Source organism: Pedobacter caeni, from assembly GCF_900129215.1.
GTDB classification, from domain to species: domain Bacteria; phylum Bacteroidota; class Bacteroidia; order Sphingobacteriales; family Sphingobacteriaceae; genus Pedobacter; species Pedobacter caeni.
The window spans coordinates 364,397-380,261 of record NZ_FQUQ01000003.1 but is presented as its reverse complement, the minus strand read 5'-3'; the positions used below and the strand labels follow the sequence as shown (position 1 = coordinate 380,261).

Annotated in this window: 13 protein-coding genes; 10 read left to right on the top strand and 3 right to left on the bottom strand. The window is 42.1% G+C overall.

Annotated elements, in window-relative coordinates; translation table 11 throughout:
- Positions 1-3 precede the first annotated feature (3 nt).
- On the bottom strand, positions 4-1,449 hold the full coding sequence (locus tag BUC20_RS16220) for a PQQ-dependent sugar dehydrogenase (protein WP_073232138.1): 1,446 nt from the start codon (positions 1,447-1,449) through the stop codon (positions 4-6).
- A 224-nt stretch (positions 1,450-1,673) separates the two neighbouring features.
- Here BUC20_RS16220 and BUC20_RS16215 point away from each other — a divergent pair, with 224 nt between their 5' ends.
- Positions 1,674-4,058 (top strand): phosphocholine-specific phospholipase C, encoded by a 2,385-nt coding sequence (locus BUC20_RS16215; RefSeq protein ID WP_073232137.1) that lies wholly within the window; start codon positions 1,674-1,676, stop codon positions 4,056-4,058.
- A gap of 77 nt (positions 4,059-4,135) precedes the next feature.
- Here BUC20_RS16215 and BUC20_RS16210 read toward each other — a convergent pair whose 3' ends face one another.
- Positions 4,136-4,384 carry an isoleucyl-tRNA synthetase gene (locus tag BUC20_RS16210; protein WP_073232136.1) on the bottom strand — a complete coding sequence of 83 codons (249 nt, stop codon included), beginning with the start codon at positions 4,382-4,384 and terminating at the stop codon, positions 4,136-4,138.
- Between the two features lie 241 nt (positions 4,385-4,625).
- Here BUC20_RS16210 and ileS point away from each other — a divergent pair, with 241 nt between their 5' ends.
- The 5 genes from ileS to BUC20_RS16185 all read left to right on the top strand — a co-directional run bounded on the left by ileS (position 4,626) and on the right by BUC20_RS16185 (position 10,442).
- On the top strand, positions 4,626-8,021 hold the full coding sequence (gene ileS, locus BUC20_RS16205) for an isoleucine--tRNA ligase (RefSeq protein ID WP_073232135.1): 3,396 nt from the start codon (positions 4,626-4,628) through the stop codon (positions 8,019-8,021).
- 4 nt (positions 8,022-8,025) lie between these two features.
- Positions 8,026-8,409 (top strand): TraR/DksA family transcriptional regulator, encoded by a 384-nt coding sequence (locus BUC20_RS16200; protein ID WP_069379507.1) that lies wholly within the window; start codon positions 8,026-8,028, stop codon positions 8,407-8,409.
- Complete coding sequence (locus BUC20_RS16195; RefSeq protein ID WP_073232134.1) at positions 8,409-9,011, top strand: lipoprotein signal peptidase; 603 nt, start codon at positions 8,409-8,411, stop codon at positions 9,009-9,011. Before BUC20_RS16200 ends, BUC20_RS16195 begins: the two co-directional genes overlap by 1 nt.
- 206 nt (positions 9,012-9,217) lie before the next feature.
- A complete protein-coding gene (locus BUC20_RS16190; RefSeq protein ID WP_073232133.1) occupies positions 9,218-9,919 on the top strand; it encodes an SIMPL domain-containing protein in 702 nt (233 codons plus the stop codon).
- Between the two features lie 208 nt (positions 9,920-10,127).
- Positions 10,128-10,442, top strand: coding sequence for a hypothetical protein (locus tag BUC20_RS16185; RefSeq protein ID WP_073232697.1), 315 nt, complete (start codon positions 10,128-10,130; stop codon positions 10,440-10,442).
- A gap of 113 nt (positions 10,443-10,555) precedes the next feature.
- Here BUC20_RS16185 and serS read toward each other — a convergent pair whose 3' ends face one another.
- Positions 10,556-11,827, bottom strand: coding sequence for a serine--tRNA ligase (gene serS / locus BUC20_RS16180; RefSeq protein WP_073232132.1), 1,272 nt, complete (start codon positions 11,825-11,827; stop codon positions 10,556-10,558).
- A gap of 80 nt (positions 11,828-11,907) precedes the next feature.
- Between serS and rsmI the strand changes: the two genes are divergently transcribed.
- The 4 genes from rsmI to BUC20_RS16160 are packed head-to-tail and all read left to right on the top strand — an operon-like array spanning position 11,908 to position 15,800.
- Positions 11,908-12,615 (top strand): 16S rRNA (cytidine(1402)-2'-O)-methyltransferase, encoded by a 708-nt coding sequence (gene rsmI / locus BUC20_RS16175; protein WP_073232131.1) that lies wholly within the window; start codon positions 11,908-11,910, stop codon positions 12,613-12,615.
- 37 nt (positions 12,616-12,652) lie between these two features.
- Positions 12,653-13,303 carry a PH domain-containing protein gene (locus BUC20_RS16170; RefSeq protein WP_073232130.1) on the top strand — a complete coding sequence of 217 codons (651 nt, stop codon included), beginning with the start codon at positions 12,653-12,655 and terminating at the stop codon, positions 13,301-13,303.
- Positions 13,304-13,331: 28 nt separating this feature from the next.
- A complete protein-coding gene (gene lnt / locus BUC20_RS16165; RefSeq protein ID WP_073232129.1) occupies positions 13,332-14,954 on the top strand; it encodes an apolipoprotein N-acyltransferase in 1,623 nt (540 codons plus the stop codon).
- Between the two features lie 33 nt (positions 14,955-14,987).
- Complete coding sequence (locus BUC20_RS16160) at positions 14,988-15,800, top strand: AraC family transcriptional regulator (protein ID WP_073232128.1); 813 nt, start codon at positions 14,988-14,990, stop codon at positions 15,798-15,800.
- Positions 15,801-15,865 lie beyond the last annotated feature (65 nt).

The following is a 15,865-nucleotide window of genomic DNA, read 5'->3' as shown; positions in this document are numbered from 1 at the left end:
TGGTTAATTAACGGGCACCAGCTTATAAACGATTCCCGGAGATTCTACAGCAATGTAGATATAACCATCAGGTGCCATCCTCACATCCCTTAACCTGCCGATATTTTTGAAAAGAATTTCTTCTTTAACCACTTTATTTCCTTGCAGCACACTTCTGTTCAGGTATTCAAAACGCAGGGAACCGGTAAGCAGGTTTCCTTCCCATCCTTTATAACGGCTTCCGGAAACAAAAGCCATTCCACTTGGCCCTATAGAAGGAATCCAGTAATGTAAAGGCGCGGTTATCCCTTCTTTTTCAGAAATATTGCTGATGATCTTTCCGTTATAATTGATGCCATAAGTGGCCACCGGCCAACCGTAATTTTTACCAGGCTGGACAATATTGATTTCATCCCCACCCCTTGGTCCATGTTCATTCTCCCAGATGACTCCAGTCTGAGGATGAATGGTCATCCCTTGAGGATTGCGGTTACCATAGGTAAAAATGGAAGCTTCTGCACCTTCGGTTTTCACAAATGGGTTGTCAGCAGGAATACTGCCATCACTTTTTATCCTGTGGATCTTTCCAAGGTCATTCCCTTTGATCTCCTGTGGGTTCTGTTTTTCATTTCCTCTTTCCCCCACAGCGATGTATAAATAGCCATCCTTTCCAAACTGCATCCTGGAACCGTAATGGTGTTGTGTTCTGGACCATGGTTTGGCCACAAAAATATCCCGCTGATCCAGCAGCTCATTTCCTTCCAGCCTTGCTTTCACAACTGCAGTAGTGGCCAATACCTTTCCATCTTCGGTTTTAAATTTAGAATACGAGAGGTAAAGAGTCTTATTCGTTGCAAAAGCGGGATCAAGGACTACATCCATTAAACCACCCTGTCCTTTTGCCAATACCTCGGGAGCCCCATTGATGACTTCTAAAGACCTGTCTTTTTTCACCTTGTAAAATTTGCCATTGCGATCGGTAACCAACAACTCCTCATTTGGCAAGAAAGCCATTCCCCATGGAATGTCCAGTCCTTTCGCCACGGTATCCAGCCTTATCGTCAGTTCGGCTGTTTTGAAAATATTGCTAACCGGTTTCTTTGTCGCAGCATAGCGGTCTACATTTTTTATTCCTTTTAAAATATAATCTGATAGTTCTTTGATTTCCTTGTCGGTAAAGGTGGAATCAAAGGCAGGCATTCCTTCATTCGCATACCCGTTTTTTATCGCCTTGAAGAGGTCTTCTTTTGTATTTCCGTGTTTCCACTGGCGGTCTACAAAGGCATCCATCTTTTCTCCATGACAACCACCGCAATAATTCCGGTAATTCAGTTCTGCTTTTTCCTGCAAACGATAACCGGCGTTGGAAGTGCTTCGTTTTGGCGGATGAACAATTGCTTTATCTTCTGTACTCAAAATTGAAGTCAATACTCCGCCAATGACCAGCGCGCCGCCAAGATACTTTATCATAAGAAAATTAGTTTAGGTGTTTAAAGCTGTAAAATAGCATAAAAATGTGAATAAATAACACCCGGATCTGAAGCGGGGTTAAGCAATCTTGTCCAAAATGTTAAGCCAGGATGATCAATGCCCGTATCGTAACATCTTAAGCGTCATTGCCTTCATTTTCATCTCAAAAAATTATTTTTAATCCTCAATCTTGTTACATTTGAACATACACACAAACCAATACAATGGATTCAAGAAGATCATTTTTAAAAAAGGCAGCCTTGCTATCCGGGGCCGCCGGACTCCCTAATGTTATCCCAATGTCTATCCAAAAGGCCATGGCCATCAGTGCCAATCCCGGATCGACATTTTATGATGCGGAACATGTTGTTTTTCTGATGCAGGAAAACAGGTCTTTCGACCATATGTTTGGCAAGCTAAAAGGAGTCCGTGGTTTTAACGACCCAAGAACCTTTACCCTTCCTGACCAGAATAAGGTATGGCTTCAAAAAGATGCAGAAGGGAAAACATTTGCCCCTTTTCATGTCGACATCAACAAAACAAAGATCACCTGGCAAGGTGGACTGCCCCATTCCTGGACCGATCAGCTTGCTGCGCGCAACAATGGAAAGTACGACAAGTGGGTGCCCGTAAAATCACATATGTGTTTAGGTTATTATGACCGTACCGATGTGCCATTTTATTATGCTATGGCTGATGCTTTCACGATATGTGACCATAACTTTTGTTCTTCCCTAACGGGAACTACCCCCAACCGTTTGTTTTTCTGGAGCGGGACCATCCGTCCGGAACAAAACGGAACTTCTGTTGCTGCAGTCAACAATTCCCAGGCAGAATCACGTGAAAATGCTTATGTAGACTGGGAAACCTTTCCTGAACTGCTGGAGGACAACGACATCAGCTGGAAAATCTACCAGAACGAAATCTGGACTGCCGATTTAAAGGGCGACAGCGTAGACGACTGGTTGGGCAATTATGGCGATAATGCCATTGAATATGTAAAACGATATAACGTCAAGCTCTCTGCTTATTTCAGAAAAAACGGAGATCGAACGAGTAAGCCTGCCTTAACTGCGGCAGAAGTAACTGAAAAATACAACAAGCTAACCAACCGGGAGAAAAACCTGATCGACAAAGCTTTTGCAACCAATATCAACGCACCACAAAACTACCTGGAACTTGCTCCATTTACATTTACCGATGATCAGGGGAAACAGCAAACACTGAATATTCCTAAAAACGACATCTTCCATCAGTTCCGTTCTGATGTAGACAATGGCAAATTGCCCACAGTATCCTGGCTGGTTGCTCCCCAAAGATTCTCTGACCATACCAGTTCCCCACTATATGGCACCTGGTATGTTTCTGAAGCCATAGACATCCTGACCAAAAATCCGGAAGTATGGAAGAAAACGATTTTCATTCTTACCTACGATGAGAATGACGGATATTTTGACCATATACCGCCTTATGTGGTTCCGAAACCCGGAGATGCTGCTACCGGAAAAGTTTCCGCAAACATCGACATCGCTGCAGATTACGAATCGAAAAAAGACAGTCCGATTGGATTGGGATACCGTGTGCCTATGCTTGTGGCTTCTCCATGGAGCAAAGGCGGATATGTAAACTCACAAGTATTCGACCATACTTCCTGTCTGATGTTCCTCGAAAATTTCCTGGGTAAAAAGACAGGTAAAAAAATCAAAAGCAGTACCATCAGCAGCTGGAGAAGAGCAATCTGTGGCGACCTGACCTCGGTATTCAGGCCTGCAAAAGCAGATCAGTCGAACCCGGTCAGCCCTTTGAAAAGAGAGGCCGTGATCACAGGAATCCAGAACGCAAAAAATAAACCCGCTCAGGTAAAACCTGATGCATTGACAGCGGAGCAGATCAAACAGATCAACGCCCTTCCATCTTTCTCTGCCGGATCCCCTTCCGCAATGCCGCAGCAGGAAAAAGGAACTCGCCCTTCCTGTGCATTGCCTTATCAGCCCTTCGCAGAAAGTAGTCTGGATGCAGAACAACTTCACATTCGTATTGATTTTGAATCCGGCAAAGGGAATTTTGGACAGAAACTCGTGCCCGTAGGCACGCCATTCCTGATGTATACCCCTGTTCTTTACAAAGGAGCAGCAGGAAAAACATGGTCTTATGCCCTTAGTGCCGGCGACAAGATCAGTGATCAGTTCAAACTGGCTGACTTCGAAAAAGAACACTATCATTTGTGTATCAGCGGTCCCAATGGCTTCTTCCGTCAGTTTAAAGGAAACAAAAATGATCCGTCATTGAAAATCCGCTGCGAATACGAAGCTTCAGGAATGCTGACAAAAAAATTAACCGGAAATGTTCAGCTGATTCTTGAAAATGAAGGAACCAAAGAATTGAAGCTGACCATCAAAGACAATACCTACGAAAAGAATAAAACAAAAGAAATTACTTTATCCGCTAAAGGAAAAGCAAAGATCATTGTTGACCTGCAAAAAAGTTCTTCCTGGTACGACTTCAGTATCGGGATCAAAGGCCATGAGGCGTTCAGTAAACAATATGCCGGACATGTAGAGACAGGTGAAGAAGGAATCACCGACCCTTATATGGCCGGGATCCTGTAAAAAAGAAAAGAAAGATTAAAGAGAGGGGGCGGAAATGCTCAGGTGTGATGCTTCCTTTCTTTAATTTATTCAAAGCATTATTGTTCTGCTGTTCCTTCCTCCTGTTGCTCCGGATCCAGCTCTACATTCCCTTCTTTATCTTTTTTAGCAAAGAATATAGGATAGAGAAACAGCAGGGCTCCCAGCACAAATAAGAGTCCTGACAATTCCAGCATATAAATGCTTGATTCCATATCATTCACACTCATCACCTTATACGCAATAAGTGCAATGATGCCCAATACAATGGCCATCACAGCTTTCTGAAGTTTCAATACTTTTATCATCACGGGAGGCCATTAAATTATTAACCATGACGCAACAAAAATCAATCCAATCTTAAAAAAGAAAAACCTCCTGTACTTGCACAAGAGCAGGATTAATCTATTTTTTTTCCTATTTTACGATCCTGATTTATAATAACATTTGGATTGTAAGGATCATCGCTTATAAGATGATGATAACACTACATTTTTTAATTCTAAAAATGTAACTTTGCATCCTTAATTTTTTGGAGATACTTGATTGATGTATAGGGAATTTAAACAACTGGAACTAGCTAAAATAGGAAAAGAGATACTTGATTTTTGGAAAGCGGAAAACATCTTTGAGAAGAGCATTTCTACACGTTCAAAATCGAACCCATTTACTTTTTATGAGGGCCCGCCTTCCGCAAACGGAATGCCCGGGATTCACCACGTAATGGCACGTGCCATTAAAGATATTTTTTGCCGGTATAAAACTTTAAAAGGTTTTCAGGTAAAACGCAAAGGCGGATGGGATACTCATGGTTTGCCTATTGAGCTTGCAGTAGAGAAAAAGTTAGGCATTACAAAAGAAGATATCGGAAAGAAGATTTCCGTTGAAGAATACAATACGGCCTGTCGTGAGGAAGTCATGAAATACACTGATGTATGGGATGACCTGACGGAGAAAATGGGATACTGGGTAGATCTGGAAAACCCTTACGTAACTTATGAGAACGAGTATATCGAATCCCTTTGGTCGATCTTAAAATCATTTTACGACAAAGGGCTTTTATACAAAGGCTACACGGTACAACCTTACTCTCCTGCCGCAGGAACAGGTTTAAGCTCACATGAGCTAAACCAGCCAGGCACGTATAAAATGTTGAAGGACACTTCGATCACTGCACAGTTTTTCCTTAAAAAAGACCAGGAACATCCTTTGATGAGCCAGCTTTTTGAAAATGAAACGGAAGAAACAGCGATCATTGCCTGGACGACTACCCCATGGACTTTACCTTCCAACTGTGCTTTAGCCGTTGGGGATAAAATCACTTATGTGAAGGTCAAAACTTTCAACCCATATACCTTCCTGCCTGTCAGCGTGGTATTGGCGAAAGACCTGGTATCGAAACATTTCAAAGCGGATGCAAAAGACCTTTCTTTTGAAGATTTCAAAGGAGGCGACAAACTGATCCCATGGACGATTGCAGCCGAATTTAAAGGAAAAGAACTGGTAGACTTACACTACCATCAGCTGATGCCTTATGTGACCAATGAAGACCTGGAGCAAAATGCTTTCCGCGTGATTCCTGGTGACTTTGTAACTACAGAAGACGGAACTGGTATTGTACATACCGCTTCGATCTTTGGTGCAGACGATTTTCGTGTTGCCAGAGAAAATGGCGTTCCTTCGGTATTGGTAAAAGACGAAAATGGCAATGAAGCTCCTCTTGTTAATAAACAAGGAAAGTTTGTGAATGAAGTAACTGACTTTGCCGGTCGTTATGTAAAAGAAGAATACTATTCAGATGAAGAACGTGCTGCTGCTGATTTTAAACCTACAGATGTGCTCATTGCCATCAAATTAAAAGAAGACAACAAAGCATTCGACGTTAAGAAATATGAACACAGTTATCCCCATTGCTGGAGAACTGATAAGCCGATCCTTTATTATCCTTTAGACAGCTGGTTCATCAGAACCACTGCTGTAAAAGAGAAAATGGTGGCTTTAAACAAAACCATCAACTGGAAACCGGAAGCAACCGGAACAGGACGCTTCGGCAACTGGCTGGAAAACCTGGTAGACTGGAACTTATCCCGTTCCCGTTATTGGGGTACTCCGCTTCCGATCTGGCGTACTGCCGATGGTCAGGAAGAGAAATGTATCGGATCTATTGAAGAGCTGAATGCAGAGATCCAAAAATCTGTTGAGGCTGGTTTCATGGAGGCTGGTTTTGAGTTGAAAGACATGCACCGTCCTTATGTGGATGATGTGATCCTGACCTCTTCTACAGGAGAAAGAATGGTTCGTGAGTTAGACCTGATTGACGTTTGGTTTGACAGTGGTGCCATGCCTTATGCACAATGGCACTTCCCTTTTGAAAACAAAGAAGAGTTTGAAAATGCATACCCTGCGGATTTCATTGCAGAGGGTGTAGATCAGACCCGTGGCTGGTTCTTTACTTTACATGCCATTGCGGTGATGTTAAGTGAATCCAGTGAGGAAATCAAAGCCATCAACGAAAGAGTGGGCAATCCGGGAGTTGCATTTAAAAATGTAGTTTCCAATGGATTGGTACTGGATAAGAACGGCAACAAAATGTCTAAGCGTTTAGGCAATGGTGTGGATCCTTTTTCTACGATAGATACGTATAGCGCTGATGCCACCCGTTGGTATATGATCAGCAATGCCTCTCCATGGGACAACCTTAAGTTTAACCTGGATGGTATTGATGAAGTGCGCCGTAAGTTTTTCGGAACGCTTTACAATACGTATTCCTTCTTTGCCTTATATGCGAATATCGACAAGTTTGTGATCGATGAGCACAACGAAACGCCGGTAGCTGAGCGCAGTGAACTGGACAGATGGATCTTGTCTTTATTACAAACACTGATCGCGGAAGTGGATGAGAATTACCAGGCTTATGAGCCGACTAAAGCTTCCAGAGCGATTCAGACTTTCGTAGACGAACACCTGAGCAACTGGTATATCCGTTTGTCCCGCCGCCGTTTCTGGAAGGGAGAAATGACTGCTGATAAAAAAGCTGCTTATGAAACGTTATATACCTGTCTGACAAGCATCGCACAGATCATGTCGCCGGTAGCACCTTTCTTTGCAGATTGGTTGTTCCAGAATTTATCTGTTGCAGACCATAATAACACCGTGGAATCTGTACATTTAACGTTATGGAAAGAAGCGGATGCTTCCCTGATAGATAAAGAGCTGAATGAGCGCATGGAACTGGCACAGAACATTTCTTCGATGGTCCTTTCTTTACGTAAGAAAAGCAGCATCAATGTTCGTCAGCCACTGGCAAAAATATTGGTTCCGGTATTGGATCAGAAATTTGCAACACAGGTAGAGCTGGTAAAAGAACTGATTCTTTCGGAAACGAACATCAAGGATATTGAATACATTACCGATGCTGCAGGTTTCATTAAGAAAAAAATCAAACCAAACTTTAAGGCCCTTGGCCCTAAAGTAGGTAAGGACATGAAACTGGTGGCCGAAGTGATCAATAACCTGAATCAGGAAGAACTTGCTGCATTTGAAGCGGCAGGCGAATACCCGATTCCGGGCACGGAATATGTAGTGCAGCTGAGTGATGTAGAGATCATCGCGGAAGACATTCCGGGATGGCAGGTGACCAATTTAGGAAAACTGACTGTTGCATTGGATGTGACCATTACAGACGAGCTGAAACAGGAAGGTTTATCACGTGAACTGATCAACAGAATCCAGAACCTGAGAAAGGAACTGAACTTTGAGGTTACCGATAGGATTACCGTGTCTTTACAAAACGATAATTTGATTGCAAATGCAGTAGCACAAAATAAAACATACATTTGCTCGGAAATCTTAGCGGATAAAATTAATTTAATAGATAATTTAGATAATGGAAACAAAATCGTAATCGACGATGTTGAACTACATATTTCGATTGCAAAACAATAATATTATGGAAAAAGCTACAAAAACAAGGTATTCTGATAGTGAACTTCAAGAGTTTAAAGAATTAATTCAGGAAAAATTACGTATGGCCAGAGAAGAATTTCTTTCTCTAACCAGCTCATTAAGTAGCCCCAACTCTAACGGAACTGAAGACACCTCAGGAACATATAAAACATTGGAAGACGGGTCTGCTACTTTAGAAAAAGAACAATTGAACCAACTGGCTGCACGTCAGAAAAAATTCATTGAGAATCTTGAAGCTGCATTGGTACGTATCGAGAACAAAACTTATGGCATCTGCCGTGAAACAGGTAAACTTATCCAGAAAGAGCGTCTTCGTGCAGTTCCGCATGCGACGTTAAGCATGGAAGCTAAAATGAAGCAAAGCTAATGAAGGGATATACAAAACCTTTACTGATTATCTTTTTTGTTTTGCTGGCAGACCAGGTGTTAAAAACCTGGATCAAAACCAATATGTACCTTGGTCAGGAGTTTAAGATCATTGGCAACTGGTTTATCATTCACTTCACAGAGAACAATGGAATGGCTTTCGGCCTTGAGTTTGGCGGAGAGTTCGGTAAACTGTCCCTTTCTTTATTCAGAATTGCGGCAGTAGCAGGAATTGGATATGCATTACATTACCTGATTCAGAGAAAATACCATAGGGGATTAATTCTGAATGTAGCGCTGATCTTTTCCGGCGCAGTAGGTAACATCATTGACTCTGTACTTTATGGAAAGATCTATGGCTACGAAAGCTGGTTTCATGGACGTGTGGTAGATATGTTCTACTTCCCTATTCTGCAGGGCAATTTCCCATCATGGGTGCCGATCTGGGGTGGGGAAGATTTCATCTTCTTCAGACCTGTTTTTAACATCGCTGATGCAGCCATCTCGGTAGGGGTAGTCATTATCCTTATTTACCAGAAAACTTATTTTAAAGAAGAGGTCAAAGAAGAAATCGGCCCAAACAATGAGATCGTAGAAGACTAAAGATCCAATCAAAAAATACCAGTCCGTAAAGCGCTTGCTTTGCGGACTTTTTTATTTACAGTCAAAATTCCATAAATATTTTTCGCAGAAAATCACCTTAATAATGAAGCAGTTAAGAAATAATCTGTAAATTGTTAATGCCGTAATATGGAATTGACCTGATATTTACATCTTGTTATCAAATACACAAAAGAAAAATCAACATTATGAAAAAGTTATTTGCCCTTGCCTTCGTTGCCTTATTTAGTTTAAGTGCCATGGCTCAACAAGTAGATCTGAGAAAAAAAATAAGTGTGAGCGGATCTGCAGAAACTGAGGTTACCCCTGATATCATTTACATCAGCATCTCCTTAAAAGAATATCTTAAAGATAACAATAGCAAGAAAAAAGTAGAAATCACTACCCTGGAAAGTCAGTTGTTTAAAGCTGTTCAGGATGCAGGTATTGCCAAAGAAAACCTAACGATCAATAATCTGTCAGGTTACAGCGTTGCTGAGAAAAAGAAAAATCCTGACTTCTTAGTAAGCAAACAATACCGCTTAAAAGTAACTGACCTGAACAAATGGAATGAACTGATTGGTTCAGTAGATCCTAAAGGTATCGCTTATACCAATATTGACAGCTATGACTACTCTAAAATTGAAAGCTTAAAGAAAGAGCTTAAAATCAAAGCACTTCAGGCAGCAAAAGCCAAAGCCGCTTATCTGGTAGAAGCATTAGGTAATCAATTGGGAAGCATCATCGACATTCAGGAAGTAAACAATGAATCTTATCCTCAGCCAATGTACCGTGCTAATGTGATGATGATGAAAGGCGAAAGTGCAGATGCCATGGGTGGAGCTCCGGAAATTGATTTCAAGAAAATCAAATTGAACTACACCATGAATACCGTGTTTGAGATCAAGTAATAATGACTGTAAGAGTATACAGTTTAAAGCCTAGGTACTCTCTAAAGGGGCTTCAAAGCGCTAAACATTAAAAATATATTCTTCAGCTATACGGCTTATACATAGCAAAAAAGCGATGATCTCTGCTTTGAGATCTCCTCAAAAAGACCTACCAATCATTTTTGGTAGGTTTTTTGTTATTTATACAGAAATCACAAAACCTAATCACATGAAAAAATTCATTTACTCACTGGCCTTAATTTTTATGTTGGGCGTTAGCGCAAACACCGTTATGGCATCAGACAAATCCGAAAAGAACAAAACGGAGATGACTGTTGAACAACAAGCACAGTTAAAAAGAATCACAGAACGGGTAGAGGAAATCAAATCAATGGACAAATCGAATTTGTCCAGAGCAGAGAAAAAAGAACTGCGTAAAGAATTAAGAGAGCTTAAAAAGCAATCTAAAGCTTTAGGCGGTGGAGTCTATCTTTCTGTAGGAGCAATCATCATCATCATCCTGTTGCTGATCTTAATACTATAATATTCTCATCTACCGATGAATAAAAAAACCTTCCCCGTAATGGAGAAGGTTTTTTTTATTTATTCGCTAAGCAGCTTTACAACTAAACGGGACTTGGTCTCTATTCAAAGGACTTAGTCAATATATTCAAATCCGGTATATTTTACCAGAACCTCAGGAATCTTAATTCCTTTATCGGTCTGGTTATTCTCCAGGATAGAAGCCACAATACGTGGTAAAGCCAATGCACTTCCGTTTAAGGTGTGTGCCAGTTGTGTTTTCCCTGTAGCTCCTTTGAACCTTAATTTTAAACGGTTACTCTGGTAAGTTTCGAAGTTGGAAACTGAGGAAACCTCTAACCAGCGTTGCTGCGCAGCACTCCAAACCTCCATATCGTAAGTTTTAGCGGCAACAAATCCCATATCCCCACCACATAGGTTCAAGACCCTGTAATGAAGGCCAAGGTCCTTTAATAAGGATTGTACATAGCTGCTCATTTGTTCCAGTACATCGTATGATGTTTCCGGATGAACTACCTGTACCAATTCCACTTTATCAAACTGGTGTAAACGGTTCAGACCCCTTACATGCGCTCCATAAGAACCAGCCTCGCGACGGAAACATGGGGTATATGCCGTGTTTTTAACCGGAAGTTCTTCTTCTTTCAGGATCACATCACGGTATAAATTCGTTACCGGAACTTCAGCTGTAGGAATCAGGTATAAATTGTCTATTCCGGCATGATACATTTGCCCTTCTTTATCCGGCAGCTGACCTGTACCAAATCCTGAAGCTTCATTAACCAACAAAGGAACCTGCATCTCTCTGTAACCTGCATCTACTGCACGGTCCAGAAAGAAATTGATCAATGCCCTTTGCAAACGTGCTCCTTTTCCTTTATACACAGGAAAACCAGCACCGGCAATTTTTGTACCCAGTTCAAAATCTATAATATCATATCTGGCAGTCAGTTCCCAATGTGGCAAGGCGTTTTCGCCCAATACTGCAGGCTCACCATGTACCAATACCACTTCGTTTTCCTCTGGTGTAGCTCCGGTAGGTACGGATTCATGAGGCAGGTTGGGCAATTGCACAATCAGGCTGTGTAATTTAGCTTCTGCATCAGTCAGTACATCAGAAAGGTTTTTGATCTGCTCTTTGTTTGCTGTAGTTTCCGATTTCAATACATCCGCTTCCTCTTTTTTACCATTACGCATCAGCTCACCAATTTGTTTAGCACTGGAATTTGCGATAGCGGAAAGGGAGTCCAAGGAGGTTTGAGCTTGTCTACGCTCTTCATCAATTTTAATAATTTCATCCACCAATTCAGGCTGTTTGAAATTACGGACAGACAGTCGTTCTAAAACTTTCTCTCTATTTTCGCGGATATAGTTAACTTGCAACATTATTTTATTTTTTAAACAAAGATAATAACTTAACTCGTCTTTGCGAGCCCCTTTGGTACCGCATCACGAAAAAAATAACTATGGAAGGCAAACTATTTCTTGTTCCCACGCCAATAGGCAACCTTGAGGATATGACCTTCAGGGCGATAAGAATCTTAAAAGAGGCCGATGTGATTCTGGCTGAAGATACCCGGACCAGCGCTCCCATGCTGAAGCATTTCGGCATCGATAAAAAGGCATATTCACACCATCAACACAATGAGCATCAGGCGACTTCGGAAATCATTAAGTTTCTAAAGGAAGGAAAAAATGTAGCCCTGATCTCTGATGCAGGTACCCCTGCGATTTCTGATCCTGGATTTTTCCTGGTAAGGGAAGCCATCAAGCATGACCTGGCTGTAGAATGTTTACCAGGGGCAACGGCTTTTGTTCCCGCATTGGTCAACTCCGGACTTCCATCTGATTCTTTTATATTTGAAGGCTTTCTGCCTGTAAAAAAAGGCAGACAAACCCGCTTCAAGAAACTGGCAGAGGAAGACCGTACCATCATCCTGTACGAAAGTCCGCACCGCTTATTGAAAACCCTGGAAGAGTTTGCCGAATATTGCGGGGAAGACCGTCAGGCATCTGTAAGCAGGGAGCTGACAAAAATGTACGAGGAGACTGTAAGAGGTACTTTACTGGAAATAAAAACACATTTTGAAAACAACATATTAAAAGGAGAATTTGTGATTTGTATTGCGGGCAAAACGGAGGTAAAGAAGTCCAGATATGAAAAAGATAAATAGGTTCAATTTTTGATAGTATTATAAAAAACGCATTAACATGATATTAATTGATAGATTTTTAAGTGACGAACAAGATCCTAAGGCTGTTGAAAAAGTATTGGGAAAATTAAATGATATGCTCAGTGCAAATGAAGAACTGATTTATATGGCGGTACAAAAAAGACCAGCAGTAAATTTGCTTCCTACCTGCATTGCAGTAAGTAACAAACGTATTTTCTATTGCGAGCCGGGTAATTTCGGAATCACCATGAACTTCAAAGACATCTCCTGGAAAACGATCAAAGAGATCTCTTTTAAAGAAGAAATATTCGGTTCTAAATTCATCTGTGTGCCTACACATGGAGAAAACATCATTACAGAATACATTCCTAAAGTACAGGCCCGTAAACTATACCAGGCTGCGCATGAACAACTGGCAGAGTTTAAAGAACAACAACGTCAGATAGAGCTGGAAGAAAGGCGTTCTTCGACTTCTCCGGTGACTGTAAATACCATTCCTGAGCCTAAAGTGGTAGAAGAACCGGTAGCGTTCATCCCTCCTGCGCCTGTTGTACCCCCTGCTCCTGTTGAAGAACCTGAGGATGAAACTACGATCAAATTAAGGAAACTGAAAACGCTGTATGATAAACAACTGATTACCCTTGAAGAATACGAGGCGAAAAAAGCAGACGTACTAGACAATTTCTAATCCAACAGGCAGAACGACAATATCCCCGATGAATTCAAAAAACACGACGCTCCTTGCACTGTCAAGCGCTTTTTTAATGTGGCTGGCATGGCCGCCGATTCCTTATACTGCCCCTTTGTTACTGATTGGTATGGTCCCTTTACTGATCGCCATCAAACAAATCAGCGGCAGCGAAAAAGAGAAAAAAGGAAAACGTGTTTTTCTAACGGCTGGCTTAACGTTCCTGCTTTGGAATACGGCTTGTATTTATTGGGTATATAATGCCATCAGTGCCTATAACAATGCCTTTGTAGCTTTTTTAATTTCCCTGATCCCTTATGGATTAGGGGCATTGCTGATGACCTTCGCCTTCTGGCTGTATTATCGCTTAAACCGGTATACCTCTAAATGGCTTGCTTATACCGGGCTCATCAGCTTCTGGATCAGCATGGAATACCTGCACCAGACCTGGGACCTGGCCTTTCCATGGATGACCCTTGGAAATGGCTTTGCAGCGAGCCATCAGCTCATCCAGTGGTATGAATATACGGGGATCTACGGTGGTTCCCTATGGATTCTGATCAGCAACATCCTGGCTTTTGAAGCTTATCAGGCTTTCAGAACCCAGACAGGATACCTGAAATTCAGGCCGCTGATCGTACTGGTCCTGGTGATCCTGATCCCTGTTACCTGCTCATTGGTCAGGTACGCCAATTACGAAGAAAAAACACTTCCTGTAAACGTGGTTACGGTACAGCCAAATATTGATCCTTATCAGAAGCTGGGCGGGATTTCTCCGCAGGAACAAATGCGAACCCTGAGCAGCCTTTCTGATTCTGTCGGACAAGTCAATACAGAGTATTTCATCTGGCCGGAAACGGCCATCCCGAACTACAGTGATGAGGAACGGATCAGAAGCAATCCGGATTATGTACAACTTCAGGATTTCCTCTCCAAATACAAAAACGGAACCCTGATTACCGGAATTGAGAGCATCAAAAGATACAATGAGGCCAAGACCATCAGCGCCAAGTTTGATGAAAACAGTGGCATTTATTACGACAACTACAATACGGCCATGCAGGTAGAGAACTCTGCCAATGTACAGTTCTACCATAAATCAAAGCTGGTTCCTGGGGTGGAGAAAATGCCTTTCCCAACAGCATTGGCATTTTTAAAACCTGTATTTGCCCAGCTGGGCGGCACGGTGAGCGGATGGGGCTGGCAGGACAACCCTGCGGTGATGTATGCGCAAAGTGGCATTGGCGTAGCCCCGGTCATCTGTTATGAATCTTTATGGGGCGACTGGATCGGCAGATCTGTTAAGGAAGGTGCTCAGTTCATCGCTATCATCACCAATGATGGCTGGTGGGGAAATACGTCAGGAAAAGATCAACACCTCTTATACGCCAAATTAAGAGCCATAGAAACCAGAAGATGGGTAGTCCGTTCGGCCAACACCGGAATCTCCGCTTTTATCGACCAGAAGGGAAATATCGTGAAGCAAAGCAAATGGTGGACACGCACTGCTTTAAAAGCAGACATCAACCTGAACAGTGACCTTACTTTTTATGTACAAAACGGCGATCTGATTGCAAAACTGTTCTCCCTTACTGCGGTGTTATTAGCCTTGATTATTCCCTACAAAAAATGGGTTAAAAAGGCTCCTTAAAAATTATTAACTTTAGGCTGAGGCTTATCTTTTATGAAATACTTCAGCATTGCTCCTTCAGAAAAACTCGCCGGACTGGTCCGCTGTTTCTGGGTATTGGAAATGGAAAGTTTTTCCGGAGCACCTTACATCCACCGTACCATGGCAGATGGATGTATAGAAATGGTTTTTCATTATCAGGGTATTTTTGATGAACTCCTGAACAATGAGCAGCAGGCAACCTCCTTCTCTTCCGGAATATCAGGGCCTTCACAACAATTCAAAAGATTTTCAATTGATCAGCACTTTGGGATATTCGGGGTATACCTCTATCCTTTTGCCCTTGCCGAACTCTTTGGAATCCCTGCCCTTGCCCTGACCAACGAAATGATCGATACCGGAACCATTCTCGGCACTGCAGGGAAAGAACTGGAAGAGAAAATGATGCTGGCCCGGGACAACCAGCACAGGATAGCCATCATTACTCAGTTTCTGGAATCGAGACTCACCCGGCGCAAAATAAAGTACCATGCAATTTCTGAAACCATCCGGCAAATCATCAGTACCGATGGGATGAGCAATGTACAACGTCTGGCAGATGACAGTTTTCTGTCCATGCGACAATTTCAACGCAATTTCAAGGAACATACGGGATTTAGTCCTAAACTCTTTACCAGAATCGCCAGGTTCCAGGCTGCACTGCAGAAATACCCGGAAAAAGAATCCCTTTCCCTAACAGACATTGCTTACGATTGTGGTTATTACGACCAGTCTCATTTTATCCACGATTTTAAAGAATTTTCCGGGCATCATCCGGGTGCTTATTTTTCCGGCAAAGCCGAAGGAACAAAATGGATCACGGTTTAAGAATGTCGTGTTTTTCCAATTTAAACCCACGACCTGACCTTAGATTTGTGTTATAAACAAAAAAA

Coding starts and splice junctions, on each gene's coding strand:
- BUC20_RS16220 (WP_073232138.1), bottom strand. CDS start 1,449: ATGATAAAGTATCTTGGCGGCGCGCTGGTCATTGGCGGAGTATTGACT.
- BUC20_RS16215 (WP_073232137.1), top strand. CDS start 1,674: ATGGATTCAAGAAGATCATTTTTAAAAAAGGCAGCCTTGCTATCCGGG.
- BUC20_RS16210 (WP_073232136.1), bottom strand. CDS start 4,384: ATGATAAAAGTATTGAAACTTCAGAAAGCTGTGATGGCCATTGTATTG.
- ileS (WP_073232135.1), top strand. CDS start 4,626: ATGTATAGGGAATTTAAACAACTGGAACTAGCTAAAATAGGAAAAGAG.
- BUC20_RS16200 (WP_069379507.1), top strand. CDS start 8,026: ATGGAAAAAGCTACAAAAACAAGGTATTCTGATAGTGAACTTCAAGAG.
- BUC20_RS16195 (WP_073232134.1), top strand. CDS start 8,409: ATGAAGGGATATACAAAACCTTTACTGATTATCTTTTTTGTTTTGCTG.
- BUC20_RS16190 (WP_073232133.1), top strand. CDS start 9,218: ATGAAAAAGTTATTTGCCCTTGCCTTCGTTGCCTTATTTAGTTTAAGT.
- BUC20_RS16185 (WP_073232697.1), top strand. CDS start 10,128: ATGAAAAAATTCATTTACTCACTGGCCTTAATTTTTATGTTGGGCGTT.
- serS (WP_073232132.1), bottom strand. CDS start 11,827: ATGTTGCAAGTTAACTATATCCGCGAAAATAGAGAGAAAGTTTTAGAA.
- rsmI (WP_073232131.1), top strand. CDS start 11,908: ATGGAAGGCAAACTATTTCTTGTTCCCACGCCAATAGGCAACCTTGAG.
- BUC20_RS16170 (WP_073232130.1), top strand. CDS start 12,653: ATGATATTAATTGATAGATTTTTAAGTGACGAACAAGATCCTAAGGCT.
- lnt (WP_073232129.1), top strand. CDS start 13,332: ATGAATTCAAAAAACACGACGCTCCTTGCACTGTCAAGCGCTTTTTTA.
- BUC20_RS16160 (WP_073232128.1), top strand. CDS start 14,988: ATGAAATACTTCAGCATTGCTCCTTCAGAAAAACTCGCCGGACTGGTC.